The sequence below is a fragment of the Sulfurimonas sp. HSL-3221 genome (genome assembly GCF_021044585.1).
GTDB classification, from domain to species: domain Bacteria; phylum Campylobacterota; class Campylobacteria; order Campylobacterales; family Sulfurimonadaceae; genus Thiomicrolovo; species Thiomicrolovo sulfuroxydans.
In genome coordinates this window covers 1,350,345-1,368,102 of record NZ_CP087998.1, presented here as the reverse complement: position 1 = coordinate 1,368,102, position 17,758 = coordinate 1,350,345, and the positions used below count along the sequence as shown (strand labels likewise).

Here is a 17,758-nt window from a genome sequence, read left to right as displayed (position 1 = left end):
CACGATCTGATGCAAAGGGGCGGCAATGTCTGAGATCCGGTACGACAAGCTGCACGACGTCCATGTCCTCATCGCCCCCGAACGGCTCCACCGTCCCGACTGCATCCCCAAACGCGTCAAGGCGTTCCACCATGTGGCCAAATGCCCCTTCTGCGAGGGGAACGAATCCCTGACGCCGCCGGAGATCTTCGCCCTGAGAGACGAGGGGAGTTTTGCTAACGAGCCCGGGTGGAAGACCCGTGTCGTTCCCAACCTCTACAAGGCCGTACAGATCGAGACGCCCCACCGGCACCATTACGGACTTTTTGAATACCACGAAGGGTTCGGGGCCCACGAAGTGATCATCGACACGCCGGAGCACCGCACCTCCATGACGCAGTGGAGCGAACAGGAGGTCGTGGACTGGCTCCTGACCCTGGGGGCGCGGGTGGCGGACCTGCGCCGCGACATCCGTATCGGCTATATCTCCCTTTTCAAAAACGAGGGGAGTGATGCGGGGGCGACCCAGCCCCATTCACACACCCAGCTCATCGGCCTGCCGATCCTCCCGGAGGCGCAGCGTGCCTATTATGAACGCAGCGCCCACTATTTCCGCGAGCACGGCACGCCGCTGGTCGCGGCGATCATCAGCCACGAGCGCCAGGCGGGAGAACGCATCATCGCCGAGCAGGGGGGCTACACGGCATACTGCCCCTTTGCAAGCGCCTACCCGTTCGAGGTGATCATCGCCTCGGAAAAACGGCGCGGCCAGATCGACACCCTCGGCCCGAAGGATTTCGAGCCCCTGGCACCGCTGCTGCTGGACGTCCTCTCGAAGCTGGAACGGCAGCTGGGATGCCTGGCCTTCAACGTCGAGATCGCCACGCCCCCGTTCCATGTCCCCGAGGGCATGGCGCCCTATGCGACGACGGACGATATGTTCCGCTTTACCCTCCGGATCCAGCCGCGGCTCTACCGGCACGGCGGGTTCGAGCTCTCGACGCAGGTCATGATCAACCCCGTCGCCCCCGAAACGGCGGCAAGACTGCTGAGGGGTGAACCTGATGCGTAAGCAGAGTGTACTCTTCGCCGCGAGCGAGGTGTACCCGTTCGCAAAGACCGGCGGTCTGGCGGACGTCGGCTACAGCCTCCCGAAGGCTCTCTCAGACGCCTTCGACGTGACCGTGGTGATGCCGCTCTACGATACGGTGGACCGGCAGCGCTTCGGCATCGAAGGGCCGACGGACTACTTTGACGTCATGCTGGGCAAGGAGCGCCGTACCGTTTCCGTCTATGAGAGCCGCTTCGAAGGGCGCGCCTATTTTTTCGTCTATGAACCGCAGCTCTGCGACCGCGATTACCTCTACGGCCCGCCGGGCGAGGGGTACGACGACAATGCGCAGCGTTTCGGCCTTTTCAGCTATGCGATCACGGAACTTGCCCGGCGTCTGCAGAGCGACATCGTCCATCTCAACGACTGGCAGACGGCCCTGGCGGCACTGATCATCGCAGAGGACGACACCCTGAAGGCTGCCACCGTCTATACGATCCACAACCTCGCGTATCAGGGGGAGTTCCCGAAAAGTACGCTCCCGGCTCTGGGGGTGGATAAGCGCCACTTCACCCTCGAGGGAATCGAATTCTACGACCGGATCAACCTGATGAAGGCGGGAATAGGGTACGCCGATGCCGTCACGACGGTCAGCCCCACCTATGCCGAGGAGATTCTCACCCACCAATTCGGCTGCGGTCTGGAGGGGTATCTGCAGCACCACCGAGCCAAAGTGACCGGCATTGCGAACGGGATCGACGCGGAGCATTTCGCCCCGCAGTCGGACAGCAGCCTTTTTCGGCCCTATAAAACACCGCGGGGCAAGCAGGCAAACAAGAAGCACTACCTGGCGGAAGTGGGCCTCAGCGAAGCCGAACTCCCGCTCTTTATCTTTATCGGCCGTTTTACCTGGCAGAAGGGGATAGACCTGCTCCTCGAGGCACTGCCGCAGATGGCGTCGCTGCCGTGCAATATCGCCGTTCTGGGAGAGGGAGAGCCGCAGTATGCCCCGCGTTTCGAAAAGGCGGCGGAGGCACACCCGAACATTCACCTCTTCTTCGGCTACGACGAGGCGCTGGCCCACCGCATGTACGCCGCGGCGGATTTCCTGCTGATGCCCTCCCTGTTCGAACCCTGCGGGCTGAACCAGCTTATCGCGGCCCACTACGGCGCCGTGCCGGTCGTGCACCGTGTCGGCGGGCTTGCCGATACGGTGGCACCGGTTGCCTACGTCCCCGAAGCGCAGAGCCCCTGCGGGATCGCTTTTGACGCCGCAACCCCCGAGGCGCTCCTGGACGCCTTTGCGGCGGCCCTCCGGCTCTTCAATGACGCGAAAGGGTGGGGCCGGGTCGCGGCGCACAATATGAAAGCGGACGTCTCCTGGCGCCGGAGCGCAGCATCCTACACCGCGCTGTACCGGAAAATCAGCGGGAGCGCGTTAAAATGAGCTCCTTTATCGTGTTCGGGGCATTTCGTATTCCAACAAGAGGCAATGTATGACATCCTTCAATATTCTTCTGGCGGCCTCCGAAGCCGTTCCTTTTGCCAAAAGCGGCGGTCTCGCCGATGTTGCGGGCGCGCTTCCGAAGGCGCTGCGCGCGTTGGGACACGATGTACGCGTTGTCATGCCGCGCTACTACATCGTTGATATCGAGAAGTATGGGCTGAAAAAGCTCAACGGTTCCCTCGGCGTGCCGATGGGAAGCATGGGCGAAGCGTGGGCGGCCGTGTACGAAGGGGTGCTGCCCGGCAGCGACGTCCCCGTCTACTTTATCGATCATGAGGGCTTTTTCGGCCGCAAGGGGCTCTATGACGAGGGCGGCCAGGCCTACGGCGATAACGACAACCGCTTCATTTTCTTCTCCAAGGCGGTGTTCCAGCTGGCCAAAATGCTGCGCTTCAAACCCGACGTCATCCACGCGAACGACTGGCACACGGCGGCGATCCCGCTGCTGCTCAACACGACCTACGCCTTCGATCCCGACTTCGAGAACACCGGGACACTGCTGACGATCCACAACCTCCAGCACCAGGGCAAGTTCTACAAGGGGGCGATGGATGTGCTCGGCGTCGGCTGGGAACACTACAACGCCGACGAACTCGAAGAGTTCGGCGGGGTGAACCTGCTCAAAGCGGGCATCGTGCACGCCGATGCCGTCAACGCCGTCAGCCGCAAGTACGCCAACGAGATCCGCACAGCGGAGTTCGGCTGGGGGCTGGAGGGGCTCATCGACACCAACGCCCATAAGCTCTACGGCATCCTCAACGGCGTCGATTACGACGAGTGGAGCCCGGCGGTCGACACGCTGATCCCGAAGACCTACGACGTTGACGACCTTGCCGGAAAAGCGCTCTGCAAACAGGAGCTGCAGCGCGAATTCAACCTCCCCGAACGCGAGGACGTGCCGCTGATCGGCCTGGTCGGACGGCTCGCGGAGCAGAAGGGCATCGGCCTGCTGGCCGGGGCCATCTGGAACCTGATGGAGCTGGACATCCAGATCGTGATGCTGGGCACGGGCGAGACGTGGGCGGAATACTTTTTCAGTGACGTGGCCGCCAAGTACCCGGACAAATTCGGCTGCTACATCGGCTACCGCAACGACCTGGCCCACCGCATCGAGGCGGGCAGCGACCTCTTCCTGATGCCCTCCCTGTTCGAACCCTGCGGGCTGAACCAGATCTACAGCCTCCGCTACGGCACCCTGCCTATCGTTCGTGCGACGGGCGGACTGGACGATACGATCCGGAATTACGGAAACGACCATCAAAGCGGTACCGGGTTCAAGTTCGACTTCGCGACGCCCGATGCGCTGAGCAATACCGTCAAATGGGCGGCGGAGATCTGGTACGGGGACCCGGACGCCATCGACCAGATGCGTCTCAATGCGATGCAGCAGCGTTTCGACTGGGAAGTCGCCGCCGAAGCCTACGGCGACCTCTACTGCCGCATTATCGGCGGGCGGCGCAGCAGCCGCCACCAATAAACGGAGCCAACATGACGATCCACTACGATATCTCCCGGTTCAGTGACATGGACATCTACCTCTTCAAAGAGGGGACCCATACCAAGCTTTATGAGAAGATGGGGGCGCACTTTATGGAGCGCGACGGCGCGCGCGGCGTCTATTTCGCCGTCTGGGCGCCCAACGCGGAGCGCGTCAGCGTCCGGGGGGACTTCAACGATTACGACACCCAGCGCCACCCGCTCCGGCTGCGCGAAGACGGCTCGGGGATCTGGGAAGGATTCATCGAGGGGGTCGAAGCGGGCCTGACCTACAAGTACCATATCGTCTCGAAGTTCCATAACATCGTACACGACAAGGCGGACCCCTTCGCCTTTTACGCGGAGGTGCCCTCCAACTCCGCGTCGCGCATCTGGGAGTTGGACGGCTACGGCTGGAACGACGGGGGATGGATGCAAACGCGCGCGCTGCACAACCGCCACGACGCTCCCGTCAGCGTCTACGAGATGCACCTGGGCTCCTGGCGCCGGAAGGTCGAGGAGAGCGACCGCTACCTGACCTACCGCGAGCTGGCCGACGAGCTGGTGGCCTACCTCAAGGAGATGAACTACACCCACGTCGAGTTCATGCCGCTGACCGAGTACCCCTATTACGGCTCGTGGGGCTACCAGGTGACGGGCTACTACAGCGCGACGGCGCGCTACGGGGAGCCGGCGGATCTGATGCACCTGATCGACGCCCTGCACCAAAACGGCATCGGCGTCATCATGGACTGGGTGCCGTCGCACTTCGCCGTCGACATGCACGGGCTGATCAACTTCGACGGCACCGCTTTGTACGAGCACGCCGATCCGCGGCAGGGGTATCACCCGGAGTGGGGCAGCATCATCTTCAACTACGGCCGCAACGAAGTACGCGCCTTCCTGATCAGTTCGGCGCTCTTCTGGCTGGAGAAGTACCACATCGACGGGATCCGCGTCGACGCCGTCGCCTCGATGCTCTACCTCAACTACGCCCGCGAAGAGGGCGAATGGGTCCCGAACGAGCACGGCGGCAACGAGAACCTCGAAGCGGTCGCCTTCCTGCGCCAGCTCAACACGGCGGCCTACGGCGCGCACCCGGATATCATGATGATCGCCGAGGAGTCGACGGCCTGGCCGATGGTGACGCGCCCGATCGAGGTCGGCGGGCTCGGGTTCGGGTTCAAATGGAACATGGGATGGATGCATGATACGCTTGCCTACATGCACCGCGACCCGGTCTACCGCCAGCACCACCACGACCAGCTCACCTTCAGCATGTGGTACGCCTTTGACGAGAACTTCATGCTGCCGCTGAGCCACGACGAAGTGGTCCACATGAAAGGCTCCCTCATCAACAAGATGCCCGGCGATACGAACCAGAAGTTCGCCAACCTGCGCGCGCTTTACGGCTATATGATGGCCCACCCGGGCAAGAAACTGCTCTTCATGGGCGGGGAGTTCGCCCAGTATGCCGAGTGGGCCTACAGGCACAGCCTCGAGTGGCACCTGCTGGAGTTCCCGCTGCACCAGGGGCTGCAGAAGATGATGGCGGAGCTCAACCGTCTCTACCGCAGCGAACCGGCGCTCTACCTGCACGACGTGGAGCGCAAGGGGTTCGAGTGGATCGACGACGCCGACTACAGCCACAACTGCATCAGCTTTATGCGCAAGAGCGAGAACCCCGACGAGACCGTCTACGTCGTCTGCAACTTTGCCGACGAGACGCGCGAGGGGTACCGGCTGGCGCTGCCCGAGGGAGGAGAATACGTGGAGATCTTCAATTCCCAGGCCAAGGCCTACGAGGGGTGGGAGATCGGAAGTGAGGGTGTGCTCTATGCCGAAGAGACGCCGCTGTACGGCCGTCCCTTCTCGCTCGCGATAACGCTGCCCCCGATGGGCGTCGTCTACTTTAAAAAGCTGATTGCACAATAGTCGCGCAGTCAGGTGGTGATTTTTCGGCCAGAATGGGGCTATACTAATATGAATAAGAATGAGGGGAATGAATAATGTTACGTTTTGATCGCGATTTTACGTTTGAGGGTTCAGAGGCACAGCACCGGGTGATGGAGGAGGCGTTTGCCGTCGTCACCGAAGAGCACAAGGGGCGGATCGGCTACTACGACCTTCCGGAGGGCTCCCAGACACTGGTGGAAGCGGCCAAAGCGCTGGAGACGCAGAACAGCCTGCTGGCATCGGGCGCGATCACGGACATCGCCGTCATCGGCATCGGCGGCTCTTCGCTGGGGATCAAGGCGGTGGATTCGCTGCTGGATTCCCGGGGCGACAAAACCCGCGTACTGCACTTTTTTGAGAACTCCGACCCCATCGACATCACTCGCACGATGGCGAAGCTGACGAAGGAGAAGACGCTCTTCGTCGTCATCTCCAAGTCCGGCGGTACGATCGAAACGACCTCCATTTTCAAGACGCTGATCGCGCATTTCGGTCTGGAGCTCGACGGCGCGGATCGGGAGCGGGTTTTCGTCATCACGGACGAAGGGTCAAGCCTGTCGCAGTTCGGCGACGCCTACGGCCTTGGGCAGTTCAACATCCCCGATAACGTCGGCGGCCGCTTCTCCGTGCTCAGCGCCGTGGGCATCATTCCGCTGACGCTGGCGGGTTACGACACGGCGGCGCTGCTGGCGGGAGCGGGAAGCTTCCTTGGCTCCTTCTTCGAGGGCAAAGAGCAGCACCTGCTGGAGAAGGCGTGTTTCATCTACGAACATGACAGACAACATACCGTCAACGTCCTCTTCTCCTACGCCAACGACCTGGAGAACTTTACCAAGTGGTACGTCCAGCTCTGGGGCGAATCGCTGGGCAAGGTGGATGCAATGGGATCGCACGTCGGCATGACGCCGGTGGGGCTCATCGGTTCAGTGGACCAGCACTCCTTTTTGCAGCTGCTGATCGAAGGACCGAAGGACAAGACGGTCACCTTTATCAGCATCGAGGATTTCGGCGCACCGCTCGTCATCCCCGAGATCTCGCTCAAGCACATCGAAAAGACCGATTTCATCAACGGCAAGAGCTTCAATACCCTCATCAACGCCCAGTGCGCCGCCACCCGCGAAAGCCTCGTGCGCAGCGGCGTGCCGACGGACGGCATCGTCATTGAACAGATCGATGCCGCGAGCGTCGGTACCATGATCATCTACTACGAACTGCTGACGTCCCTCGTCGGCGCGATGCTGCTGGTCAATACCTATGACCAGCCGGGCGTCGAGCTCGGCAAGGTGATCCTTTACGAAACATTTACAGACAAAGGCTGATCGCAATGATCCTGCATGATTACGATTTTGATCCCAAGTACGCCAAACCCGTCGCCTACTTCTCCATGGAGTTCGCCATTCACCAGGCCCTGAAGGTCTATTCGGGCGGCCTCGGGTTCCTGGCAGGTTCGCACATGCGCAGTGCCTACGACCTGCGGCAGAACATGGTCGGTGTGGGTATTATGTGGAGCTACGGCTATTACGACCAGGGACGGCACGAGGACCGCAGCCTCAAGATCAACTTTATCCGCAAACACTACTATTTCCTCAAAGACCTCGGCATCTGCGCGACGGTGAAGATCCACGGGGAGGAGGTCTATATCAAGGCCTACTACCTGCCGCCGGACATCTTCTCCTCGGCCCCGGTGATCCTGCTCTCGACGGACATCCCCGAAAACGACTTCCTCGCGCGCACCATCACCCACAAGCTTTACGATGCCAACGAGGAGACGCGTATCTCCCAGGAGATCGTCCTGGGCATCGGAGGCGTCAAGGTGCTGGAGTCGCTCAAGCACCATGTGGATGTCTACCACCTCAATGAGGGACACTCGCTGCCACTGGCTTACGAACTCTACAAACGCTACGGTTCGCTTGAAGAGCTGAAGCAGCACGTCGCCTTCACGACGCATACCCCCGAAGCTGCCGGCAATGAGGAACACAACATCCACCTGCTGCATCGATTCGGCTTCTTTAACGGCCTGGAGATGGACGAAGTGCGCAACATCACGGGCGAGTACGGCGAAAACTTCAACCTCACCGTCGGCGCCCTGCGGGCGTCAAAGATGACCAACGCCGTCTCCAAGTTCCATGAAGAGGTGGCAAACCGCATGTGGGCGAACTGCAAAGGGCGCTCGGAGATCATCTCCATCACGAATGCCCAGAACCGCCGTTTCTGGACGGACAAGGGGATGCAGTCCGCTCTGGACAGCCACGAGGATTACGAACTGCTTGCCCGCAAAAAGCACCTTAAGCGGCAGCTTTTCAATATCGTTGCCGACCAGACCGGAAAAATGTTCGACCCGGACGTGCTCACCATCGTCTGGGGGCGCCGTTTCGCCGAGTACAAGCGTCCCGGACTGCTCAAGCTCGATTTCGAACGTTTTAAGGCGCTCATCGAGCGGACGGAACAGCCCATCCAGGTGATCTGGGCCGGGAAGCCTTATCCCTTCGATACCAGCGCGGTCAACCTCTTCAACGAGCTGATCCATATCAGCCACCAGTTCAAGCGCATGGCCGTACTGACGGGATACGAACTGGAACTCTCCGCGGTGCTTAAAAAAGGGAGCGACATCTGGCTCAATACGCCGCGGGTCTCCCGGGAAGCGAGCGGGACGAGCGGGATGAGTGCGAGCATGAACGGCACGCTGCACCTCTCCACCGATGACGGGTGGCACCCCGAGTTCGCCATCAACGGTATGAACGCCTTTACCATCCCGCCGATCGATCACAGCACCCCGACGGAGGTACAGGACCGTGAGGACAACAAAAACCTCATGGATATGCTTGAAGAGCATATCATTCCCCTCTATTATGAGCATCCCGATCAGTGGACGCACATGATGAAGCGGGCGATGTCCGATGTTATTCCGAAGTTCGATTCGGGCCGCATGGCCCACGAGTACTACGAACTGATGTACAAGTAACACGATGACGTTACGCGTCTATTATGAAGATACGGACGTGGGCGGGGTCGTCTACTACGCGAACTACCTGAAGTTCTGCGAGCGCGCCCGCAGCGAGCTCTTCTTCTCGAAGGGGGAGTCGCCCCTCTTTGAAGGGGGCCATTTCGTCGTGCGGCACATCGAAGCGGATTACCTTGGTTCGGCGGTGCTAGGGGATCTGTTGGAGGTCTCCGCGGAGGTCGTGTCTGTAAGGGGTACGGGGTTGCAGATGCATCAGAGCGTACGGCGCGGAAACGAACTGCTCTTTACCCTCGATGTCCGGCTGGTCTACCTCATGACCGACGGGCGGGTCGGGCGGCTCGATGCCGCCAAGCGGGAGAAGCTCAAAGCCCTACTCGAAGAGTGATCCCTCGTCTTCCTCCTCTTCATCCAGCAACGCAAACTTTGATATCCCGGCGCGGTAGAGCGTGACGGGGTAGGCCACCTGATGATCTTCGATGGGAATCGTATATTCGCGCGGCGTTCCGGCAGCGAGGGAGTAGAAGTAGTCGACGCCCAGCGTCGTGGCGTAGTTGATCCAGTCGTATTCAATGTCGTTCTGCAGCAGCTTGTTGCTTTCGACGAGGACCCCGTTCTGCTTGCCGATGGAGTTGGCGACGAGCATGTGCTCGCGGTCCTGGGGCTGGGTGATGTCGAAGAGCATGGAGTTGTAGCCGATCTGCGTTGCAAGTACCTGGGTGGCGTTGGCATCGTAGAGGGTCAGTTGCGACATGATCATCGCGCTTTTGATGAGCGGGGTGTTGAGCAGGAAGGTACCGTGCTGGAGCCGTTCATTCTGGTCGAGAATGTGTTTCAGGTTCGTGGTCCGCTTGTCGATGGGGTAGGCGTAAACGGCACGGCCCGCCGCCTCGTAACTGAGGGGGTCGTCGTCCGAGAAGCGCTCCATGTAGGCGGACTCCGCCGCGTTTTTCAGCTCTTCGCCCAGGGCGGATTGGTCGTAGAAGATCACCAGCGGCGGCGTGGCGTTCTCCACAAGCTTTCCGATCTGCGCCCGGTAGTCGATCCCGCCGAAGTAGAAGTGTCCGTCGTCCTCCTCGAGCTCGGTGGCGTTGACGTCGGCAATGTTGACGGTGGGAAGGTAGACGTTGCAGCGCGGGCGGAGCTGTACGAGGGTTTCGGCGCCCTTTTTGGTGAAGGGGGCGATGACGTAGTGGAAGTGCTCCTGGCTGACGGCGCTGAGACCGGCACGGATGTCATCGGGGCTTTCGGTCCCGATATTGAAGGTTTTGAGCTCGAAGTCGCGGTTTTTGCCCAGCAGGTAGGCCAGGACGCTGTTCGTCGTGGATGCGGCGTAGCGCCCGATGACGCGTTCGGGCAGGAGCAGTGCGAAACGTACCCCGGTGCCGATGACGGCCCCGTCGATATTGAACAGCGCGACGTAGATGAGGCGCTGTTCGTTCAGCTCCTCATCCTCGATCGGTTCGGGCATCTGCGCGAGCAGGGAGAAGAACTGCTCGTGATCGACGAGATCCTCGAGGCAGTCGGTGTCGCATTCGTAGGGGTCGAGGTTGAGCACGTAGGTCTTGGGCAGGGGAACGCCGGAGACGATGCCGCTGCGGGCAAAGAGCAGCACGGGGAGCAGTAACAGGGTAAGCAGAAGGGTTTTCACAGGGCAGCCTTGATATTTTGAAGGTCAAAGAACGTCACCTTTTTGAGCGACGGGTTGCGCAGCAGGTACTGCGGGTGGTACAGCGGCACGAGAAGCGTGCCTTTGTCATAGTCGATCTTGTGCCCGCGCACCTGTTCGAAAGGGGTGCTGTCGTCGGTGACGATGCGGTAGGCGTCGGGCCCGAGGGTGACGATGACCTTCGGGCGGAGCAGTTCGATCTCTTTGCGCCAGTAGGGCTTGCAGCTGCTGCACTCCGATGGCGTCGGCTTCTGGGTCCCGGCCCCTTTGCACTTGACGGCATGGGTCAGGTAGACCGACGCCGTAGGGCGTCCGAGGACGTTGGTGATCATGCTCTCCAGCGAGGCCCCGGAGCGGCCGGCGAAGTAGTCTCCGCTCTCGTCCTGGGCCATGGAGACGTAGGCGTCGATGATCATGAGGTCCGCGCCGCCGCTGCCCGTACCGACCATGCTCTGGCGGCGGATCTTGGCCAGGTCGCAGAGGTGGCAGTTCGCGACGATGCGCTGCAGGGAGGCAAGATCGTCGGGGAGCTCCCCTTCAACGTTGCGCGGGTTGACGATGACCGGGTCGCAGTAGTCGAAACCCAGGGCTTTGAGCCGGTAAAGGTTCTGCAGTAGCGCAGCGTTCTGGTACGATTTCATGAATCAGAGTATAGTGAATGCGGTGTTAAAAGGGGATTATAAAAAAACCGCCGCAAAGGCGCGGCGGAAGAGGGAAATCAGTCTTCGACTGCGACGTCGACGGGCTCGTTTTCCCAGAGACCGTGTTTCGTACAGTAAGCCTGCGCAACCAGCTTCATCTTTTTGCTCGGGATGATGTTGAAAGTCACTTCTGCGTGACCTTTCATATCCTGTCCGCCGAGCATGCCGGAAGTGAAAGAAGCTTCACCGAGGAGTGTTTCGCCGTTGAAGAGGCGGATGCTCTCGATGAAGTGGTCCGGATCGTCCGGGTGAGTGTACTCGTTACCCATTTTGACCGTTACCGGGAATTTTTCACCTTTTTTCGCCGTTGCGTCACAGTGGATGAACGGAGAGTGGCGGTCGATGTAGTCTTTTTTTGCTTCGCGCTCGACAGTGTCGATGTCGACATAGCGGTTGATAGTTGGCATGGCATTTCCTTCTGTTTTTGATTTACGCGTGCATTGTACACCTGCAAAGATTTAATAAAACATAAATAAGAGAAATTATATCTGATTTAATAAATCCCTAAGGGCCCGGGAAAGCGGGGCTACAGCTGCGGTGCGATAAGGCGCATCAGGTTCTCCCCGAGCCGCCGCAGACGCCCCGCCGGGTGCACCACTGTCGTCGAGCGGGAGAGCAGTTTTTCCATCCATGATTCGGTCTCGCTGATGATGCGTTCGGAGTAGGCGAAACTGACGACTTCGTAGTTGAGCAGCAGGCTGCGGTTGTCGATATTGACCGATCCCAGCATGGCGCCGAGATTGTCGAAAAGGATCGCCTTCGCATGGAGCATCGGCCCCTCGTAAAGGGCGACGTGGATGCCGGCCTCTTCGAGCTCGCGCATGTAGCTGCTGCGGGCGAGATCGGCGAGAAGGTGATTGGAGTCCCGCGGGGTGATGAGCTTGACGTCGACGCCCTTGGTGTTGGCGATGGTGAGCGCCTGCATCAGCGAAGCGTCGGGGACGAAATAAGGCGTGACGATCCAGATGCGTTCGCGGGCGGCGTAGACGGCGCTCAGAAGCGCCTCGAAGAGGGCGTCGCCCGCCACATCGGGGCCGGAGGGAACGACCTGCACGTAGGCATCGCCGTCGGTATGGACGGGGGTGCCCGGCGCGGGGGGCGCCGCTTCCGAGGCGTAGGCCCAGTCGGCGGCGAAGATCTCCGCGTAGTGGTAGGCCGCCGGCCCTTCGATGCGAAAGAGCAGGTCCTCCCACCGTTTCGGTTCGACATCGGGGCCTATGTATTCGGCGGAGAGGTTCATGCCGCCGGTCAGCACCGTGGTGCGGTCGAAAAGATAGATCTTGCGGTGGTTGCGGAGGTTGATGTAGTTGCGAAACGGCATCCGCAGGATCGGCATGAAGAAGCAGACCTCCACCCCGGCGCTGCGCAGGGCACGAAGGGGAAACTGCCAAAAGTAGAGCGGCCAGGAGCCCAGGGCGTCGATGAGGAGCTTCACCTCGATGCCCTCGCGCCGTTTGGCGATGAGCGCTTCGAAAAGCGTCGCCGTCACCGCGTCATGCTTGAGAACGTAGGTGCTCAGCCAGATGCTCTCCCGCGCCGCACGGATCTGCTCCAGGAGGGCGCTGTAGGCCTCCGTCCCCTCGAAGAGCATGGTCAAACGGTTACCGGAAGTCGCCCCGGGGATGCCGTTACTGCGCAGGATGCCGTCGATGGGGTTGGCCTGGGTAACGGCGGCCTCGGTCTCGCGCATGTCGAAGGCCGTCTTGAGGTAGCGCGATCGGCGTTTGCGCGACCCCAGGACGAAGTAGAGGGGAACGGCTGCATAGGGCAGCAGCACGATGGCGAGCATCCAGGCCATCATGCTTGCCGGGGTGCGCCGCTGGTAGACCATATGCAGCAGCGAGGCGATGACCATCAGTTCGCCGAGGATGACAAAGGTGTGAAAGAGCAGCAGGTGCAGCCAGTCGAAATTCATATCACCCCTTTGCGTTTACCGACAGCATAGCGTGATTCACCCCTTTTTGTGCCCGCCGCCGCGGCGGGGGAGGAGGGTCTCCATATGCTCCCCGCCGAGGGTATATGCCTCGCCGAAACCGAAAACGGCTTCCCCGGCGACAGGGATGAATTCGTAAAGGTTGAAGTCCTGCATCTGCATCAGGCCTGAGATCAGCTCGGGGTTGAAAGTCTCCTTGAAACGGGACATGACGGCGTCGAAGCGCTCGGTGGCGCGGGGGATGATGCGCGTTTCGCACTGCAGCGAGACCCGCTTGCGGGCAAAGAGGTTCGCGGCATTACATTCGTCCTCGATAAAAAAGAGCGAAGCGCGTCCCTCCCGGCGGAGGTTGGCCGCATGGCGGGCGATGTCGCTGATAAAGACGTAGCAGCGGTGATCGTCCCGGATAAAGGGGGCGTAGGAGGAGAAGGGGAAACCGTCGGCGTCGACGGTCCCGATAACGGTGCTTCGGAAGGCGGAGAGAAAATCGAGCATAGGTTTAGGCCTTTTCAATGGCGAAATGTGTCCCTATTATAGGGTACCTGCGTAAAAAAACGGTGGGAGCGTGCCGTTTTAACGGGCAATGGCCCCCGGGCGGGGCATCTATCATCCGCTTTTAACCTGCCACGCGCTAAAATCGCGATACTTTTTATTCGACGGGATAGATATGCTGAAGACACTATTGATCGAGATCGGGGTAGAGGAGCTGCCGGCGGTACCGCTGCTGGGCGAGCTTGCAAACATCGAGAAGAAGTGGGCGAAAGTGCTCGAGGACAATGCGCTGATGTGCGAGTTCGAGTTCTACTACACGCCGCGCCGCCTCGTGCTGTGGCACCGCGAGTTCAAGACCGCCCAGGACGACACAACCGAGGAGCTTTTCGGAGCGCCGGTAGCCATCGCATACAAAGAGGGCAAAGCGACGCCGGCGGCGGAGGGGTTTGCCCGCAAATGCGGCGTCTCGCTGGACGAGGTCGGCCGCGCGGAAAAGGGCGGCAAAGAGGTCCTCTACTATAAAAAAGAGATCAAGGGGCAACCGTCCCAGGCGCTGCTCGAGGGAATGCTCTCCCAGTGGCTGAAAAGCCTCAGCTTCGGCAAATCCATGCGCTGGGGCGCGCTCGAAGAGAGCTTCATCCGCCCGATCCGCTGGGTCAACGTCATGATGGAGGGCGAGAACGTCGACATGACGCTTTTCAACGTCAAGAGCGCCCCGGTCACCTACGTGCACCGCATGCACAGCTTCGAGCCGCAGATGGTCGCGGACGAGAAGCAGTATTTCGAGCTGCTCGAATCGGGCGCGGTCACGCTCTTCGCCGACGACCGCCGCAAGACGATTCTCGACGCTTTTGAAGCCCTTGAAAAAGAGCACGGCATTGCCATCGAGGTAGATGCCGACCTGCTCGACGAGGTTATCGCCATCACGGAGCACCCGACGCCGCTGCTGGGCAGCTTCGACGATACCTTCCTGCGCCTGCCGCCGGAGGTCATCATCACCTCCATGAAGGAGCACCAGCGCTACTTCCCCGTTTTCAAGGACGGTAAGCTCGTCAACCAGTTCGTCGTCGTCTCCAACGCCCTGACAGAAGACTTCAGCAAAGTCGTCGAAGGCAACGAGCGGGTCCTGCGCCCGCGCCTGGCCGATGCGCTCTTCTTTTACGACAACGACCTCAACAAGGGGCTCAGCACCGAGGGGCTCGAGAAGGTCGTCTTTATGGACGGTCTGGGAACGCTGCGCGACAAGATCAACCGCGAGCATGACATCGCCGACGCCCTCTTTGAGCGCTACGGCGACCTCGTGACGGCGGAGAACAGCCTCTCCTACGAGATGAACCAGGAGCTGCTGCAGCGCGCCGTCGAACTGGCCAAGGCCGACCTGATGAGCGAAATGGTCTACGAGTTTACCGAGCTGCAGGGTCTGATGGGCTACTACTACGCGCAGGCCCTGGGCGAAGCGGACGAAGTCGCCCTCGCCATCAAAGAGCAGTACCTCCCCGAAGGCGAGGACTCCCCGGTACCTTCGACACGCTTCAGCGCCCTCGTGGCCCTCGCGATCAAGCTCGACACGCTTCTGGGACTCTTCAGCGTCGACCAGATTCCGACCGGCTCCCGCGACCCCTTCGGTCTGCGCCGCGCCGTCAACGGGATCGTCCGCATCGCCCTGGCACACGACCTGCCTTTCGACATCGCAGCGACCCTGCGCGAACTCGGCGCCAAATACGAGGGGATCGACTTCGAAAAGCTCGAATCCTTCTTTATCGAGCGGGTCAACCAGTACTACAAGGTCAACCCCTCCATCGTCGCGGCGGTTCTCGCCTCCGGCGAACGGGAGATCCTCTCCCTCGACGCGAAGATCAAGGCCGTCGCTAGCTTCGTGGAGTCCGACAGCTTCTCCACGATGTTCTCGACCTTCAAGCGCGTCGCGAACATCACCAAGGACTTCGATGTCAACGGACCGCTCAATATCGACCTCAGCCGTTTCGAGGCGGTGGAAGAGGGTGCGCTCTACAAAGCCTTCAAAGCCGTCGTCGACGCCGAGTACGACAGTTACGAAGCGGAGCTTGACGCGCTCTTCGGCCTGAAACCGCAGCTCGACGCTTTCTTTGACAACGTTATGGTCAATGCCGAGGACGAAGCCGTCCGCTACAACCGCAAAGCCCTCGTCGCCTCCGTCTACAAGACGCTGCTGGGCATCGCGGACATCAAAGAGATCTCGATCTAACTACTTCTCGCCCTCCAGGCGCCCCCTGGCCGTCGTATGGCGGCCCTCCGCTTCGACAAAACCGAACGCCTTCGCCAGCCCGAACTGCGGCATATTGTGATAAATGTTTTCATACTGTCCCGGCCGAACGACATAGGTCTCGTGCCAGATGCCCACGTCGCCGCTTGAACCCACGCGCTTGTTGAACTGCGCCCATGCGGGCGGGTGCTCCCCGTCTTTGAGCCCCGCGAACTGCTCCAGGTGTTCGAAAGACTTCCAGTACTGTACCAGGATGATTGTGCGCCCAAACCACTGCTCGTAATGCAGCAGTCCCAGCTCCGGGTCCGCCTGCAGCTCTTTGAGCATCCGCGGCATCGCCAGCGCGACGGGCAGCCACTTGTGGACTTTCCACGGTTTGTTGATGCGCATCCCGATCAGGAAGACGACGAACTCCTCTTCGGGTCTGGCAGTCATTCGCTTTTCGTGGATTGTTGGCATGGATTTCCTACTTTGAATTTCTTTCTTATAATAATTGATTACGTATAAAATGATCAATCAAAAACCTATGGATAGGTTTTTGATTGGTCTCCTTTGGTCTGTTAGGCTTAGTACTGTCAGTTCATCACTTAAACTTGATATTAGATGGCCAAATGTTTTTACACGGAACCATGGAAGATTCCACATTTGATGGATTGAAGTTTACTGCACTAATCATCCATCCAGATTCCTTTAATCTCAAAATGATTGTTTGCCTAATGGTATCGGCTTGTTCATATTGATTTGCACAATTCCCACTGTCTATTGAATAATATGCACAGTTCCATACCTCAGTGACATCTACATATGCTAAATCCTTATCTTCAAGAAAGTTGACATTATGGAACTTTCTATTATTTACTTCGCATACCGGAAATAATCCTTGTCTTTTAAATTCTCCTATAATAAATTTCTGGTTTTTCAGGGCTTCTCCAACATAATAACCTTCTAATATAGATATATCGAGATGACGCTTTGCACTAATTTCCCATGTACTGGCATATTTGATTGCCTGTCTAATATTATCTTCAGATCTATACTGCTGAAGATTTTGGTTCTTCTGATCTTGTACAGAGAATTCATTAGAGGTTGTATCTTTTTGGTGCTGATTAGAGTTTATTTTTTCTTTTACTATAGATTTTTGTTGATCACCATTCAGTGTGCTCGAACTTGGTACCACAAACATCGCGATACCACCAGTAAGTAGAATCGAACCAATTAATGCCGCCGTTTTTTGCCTATTAGGCGGTATAGAAAGATTAGCCCCTACTTTTCCAGCTACAGCCAACAATAAAAATATGATGCCGGATATAACTAATACATTTGGTATAGGTGTATCACTCAACTTTGAGAATAGATCAATCATAATATCCACCTCCTTAAGATCAAAAGAATAACTTACATTGATCAGTTGAAGTCGATCAAAGTAAGAATATCGTGCATGTAATAAAAAACTTTCGTGTGCCCTACGTAAAGTGTTTTCCGTATGGCCTAACTACTTATTGGTATACATTCTAGCAGAGTATTGTCAGTATTTATATTATATTAAACAGAGTTAAACGTTTTATATTTCTCGTATTACAATCTCTCTTTGCTATGTAGGTGGAAAAGATTGGAATCTGAAAATGCTATGATGGTTATCGAGTGGATATAAGCATTTTCGGTCAATAATGCAGAATATCTTCGTAGAAAAAGTGGTTATGGAACGAGTTTTAGTGGGAGTTCGCGCGCTTTTTTTAGTCAAGCACTCTTACAATATCTCACTTGTCGCAGCGAATCGAGATGGAACCGCCGTA

Annotated in this window: 15 protein-coding genes; 8 read left to right on the top strand and 7 right to left on the bottom strand. The window is 58.6% G+C overall.

Annotated elements, in window-relative coordinates:
* Window positions 1-25: 25 nt before the first annotated feature.
* The 7 genes from LOH54_RS06935 (at window position 26) to LOH54_RS06905 (ending at window position 9,316) form a co-directional block, all read left to right on the top strand.
* Complete coding sequence (locus tag LOH54_RS06935; protein ID WP_231018108.1) at window positions 26-1,051, top strand: galactose-1-phosphate uridylyltransferase; 1,026 nt, start codon at window positions 26-28, stop codon at window positions 1,049-1,051.
* Entirely contained in the window at window positions 1,044-2,477 is a 1,434-nt protein-coding gene (locus LOH54_RS06930) for a glycogen synthase (RefSeq protein ID WP_231018107.1), read from the top strand. Before LOH54_RS06935 ends, LOH54_RS06930 begins: the two co-directional genes overlap by 8 nt.
* Before the next feature lie 49 nt (window positions 2,478-2,526).
* On the top strand, window positions 2,527-4,014 hold the full coding sequence (glgA, locus tag LOH54_RS06925; protein ID WP_231018106.1) for a glycogen synthase GlgA: 1,488 nt from the start codon (window positions 2,527-2,529) through the stop codon (window positions 4,012-4,014).
* An 11-nt stretch (window positions 4,015-4,025) separates the two neighbouring features.
* Complete coding sequence (gene glgB / locus LOH54_RS06920) at window positions 4,026-5,948, top strand: 1,4-alpha-glucan branching protein GlgB (protein WP_231018105.1); 1,923 nt, start codon at window positions 4,026-4,028, stop codon at window positions 5,946-5,948.
* Window positions 5,949-6,022: 74 nt separating this feature from the next.
* Window positions 6,023-7,288, top strand: a complete 1,266-nt coding sequence (locus LOH54_RS06915; protein WP_231018104.1) for a glucose-6-phosphate isomerase — start codon at window positions 6,023-6,025, stop codon at window positions 7,286-7,288.
* Between the two features lie 5 nt (window positions 7,289-7,293).
* The gene (gene glgP / locus LOH54_RS06910; RefSeq protein ID WP_231018103.1) at window positions 7,294-8,931 is read left to right on the top strand and encodes an alpha-glucan family phosphorylase; all 1,638 of its coding nucleotides are present in this window, start codon (window positions 7,294-7,296) and stop codon (window positions 8,929-8,931) included.
* Between the two features lie 4 nt (window positions 8,932-8,935).
* On the top strand, window positions 8,936-9,316 hold the full coding sequence (locus LOH54_RS06905; protein ID WP_231018102.1) for a YbgC/FadM family acyl-CoA thioesterase: 381 nt from the start codon (window positions 8,936-8,938) through the stop codon (window positions 9,314-9,316).
* On the opposite strand, the gene LOH54_RS06900 is transcribed toward LOH54_RS06905, so the two are convergent.
* The 5 genes from LOH54_RS06900 to LOH54_RS06880 all read right to left on the bottom strand — a co-directional run bounded on the left by LOH54_RS06900 (window position 9,302) and on the right by LOH54_RS06880 (window position 13,726).
* Window positions 9,302-10,579 carry a type 1 periplasmic-binding domain-containing protein gene (locus LOH54_RS06900; RefSeq protein WP_231018101.1) on the bottom strand — a complete coding sequence of 426 codons (1,278 nt, stop codon included), beginning with the start codon at window positions 10,577-10,579 and terminating at the stop codon, window positions 9,302-9,304. The two genes, LOH54_RS06905 and LOH54_RS06900, sit on opposite strands and share 15 nt — an antisense overlap.
* Window positions 10,576-11,238: a uracil-DNA glycosylase gene (locus LOH54_RS06895; protein WP_231018100.1), complete on the bottom strand. Its 663-nt coding sequence runs from the start codon at window positions 11,236-11,238 to the stop codon at window positions 10,576-10,578. Before LOH54_RS06895 ends, LOH54_RS06900 begins: the two co-directional genes overlap by 4 nt.
* Window positions 11,239-11,315: 77 nt before the next feature.
* Window positions 11,316-11,705 carry a class II SORL domain-containing protein gene (locus tag LOH54_RS06890; RefSeq protein ID WP_231018099.1) on the bottom strand — a complete coding sequence of 130 codons (390 nt, stop codon included), beginning with the start codon at window positions 11,703-11,705 and terminating at the stop codon, window positions 11,316-11,318.
* Between the two features lie 119 nt (window positions 11,706-11,824).
* Window positions 11,825-13,213, bottom strand: coding sequence for a phospholipase D-like domain-containing protein (locus LOH54_RS06885; RefSeq protein WP_231018098.1), 1,389 nt, complete (start codon window positions 13,211-13,213; stop codon window positions 11,825-11,827).
* Window positions 13,214-13,249: 36 nt separating this feature from the next.
* Window positions 13,250-13,726, bottom strand: a complete 477-nt coding sequence (locus tag LOH54_RS06880) for a HugZ family pyridoxamine 5'-phosphate oxidase (protein WP_231018097.1) — start codon at window positions 13,724-13,726, stop codon at window positions 13,250-13,252.
* Between the two features lie 172 nt (window positions 13,727-13,898).
* Between LOH54_RS06880 and glyS the strand changes: the two genes are divergently transcribed.
* Window positions 13,899-15,947, top strand: coding sequence for a glycine--tRNA ligase subunit beta (gene glyS, locus LOH54_RS06875; RefSeq protein WP_231018096.1), 2,049 nt, complete (start codon window positions 13,899-13,901; stop codon window positions 15,945-15,947).
* Here glyS and LOH54_RS06870 read toward each other — a convergent pair whose 3' ends face one another.
* Together LOH54_RS06870 and LOH54_RS06865 are read right to left on the bottom strand one after the other, a co-directional pair.
* Window positions 15,948-16,400 carry a DUF4188 domain-containing protein gene (locus LOH54_RS06870; RefSeq protein ID WP_231018095.1) on the bottom strand — a complete coding sequence of 151 codons (453 nt, stop codon included), beginning with the start codon at window positions 16,398-16,400 and terminating at the stop codon, window positions 15,948-15,950.
* Window positions 16,401-16,548: 148 nt separating this feature from the next.
* Window positions 16,549-17,328: a hypothetical protein gene (locus LOH54_RS06865; RefSeq protein WP_231018094.1), complete on the bottom strand. Its 780-nt coding sequence runs from the start codon at window positions 17,326-17,328 to the stop codon at window positions 16,549-16,551.
* Between the last annotated feature and the right edge of the window lie 430 nt (window positions 17,329-17,758).

Coding starts and splice junctions, on each gene's coding strand:
- LOH54_RS06935 (WP_231018108.1), top strand. CDS start 26: ATGTCTGAGATCCGGTACGACAAGCTGCACGACGTCCATGTCCTCATC.
- LOH54_RS06930 (WP_231018107.1), top strand. CDS start 1,044: ATGCGTAAGCAGAGTGTACTCTTCGCCGCGAGCGAGGTGTACCCGTTC.
- glgA (WP_231018106.1), top strand. CDS start 2,527: ATGACATCCTTCAATATTCTTCTGGCGGCCTCCGAAGCCGTTCCTTTT.
- glgB (WP_231018105.1), top strand. CDS start 4,026: ATGACGATCCACTACGATATCTCCCGGTTCAGTGACATGGACATCTAC.
- LOH54_RS06915 (WP_231018104.1), top strand. CDS start 6,023: ATGTTACGTTTTGATCGCGATTTTACGTTTGAGGGTTCAGAGGCACAG.
- glgP (WP_231018103.1), top strand. CDS start 7,294: ATGATCCTGCATGATTACGATTTTGATCCCAAGTACGCCAAACCCGTC.
- LOH54_RS06905 (WP_231018102.1), top strand. CDS start 8,936: ATGACGTTACGCGTCTATTATGAAGATACGGACGTGGGCGGGGTCGTC.
- LOH54_RS06895 (WP_231018100.1), bottom strand. CDS start 11,238: ATGAAATCGTACCAGAACGCTGCGCTACTGCAGAACCTTTACCGGCTC.
- LOH54_RS06890 (WP_231018099.1), bottom strand. CDS start 11,705: ATGCCAACTATCAACCGCTATGTCGACATCGACACTGTCGAGCGCGAA.
- LOH54_RS06885 (WP_231018098.1), bottom strand. CDS start 13,213: ATGAATTTCGACTGGCTGCACCTGCTGCTCTTTCACACCTTTGTCATC.
- LOH54_RS06880 (WP_231018097.1), bottom strand. CDS start 13,726: ATGCTCGATTTTCTCTCCGCCTTCCGAAGCACCGTTATCGGGACCGTC.
- glyS (WP_231018096.1), top strand. CDS start 13,899: ATGCTGAAGACACTATTGATCGAGATCGGGGTAGAGGAGCTGCCGGCG.
- LOH54_RS06870 (WP_231018095.1), bottom strand. CDS start 16,400: ATGACTGCCAGACCCGAAGAGGAGTTCGTCGTCTTCCTGATCGGGATG.
- LOH54_RS06865 (WP_231018094.1), bottom strand. CDS start 17,328: ATGATTGATCTATTCTCAAAGTTGAGTGATACACCTATACCAAATGTA.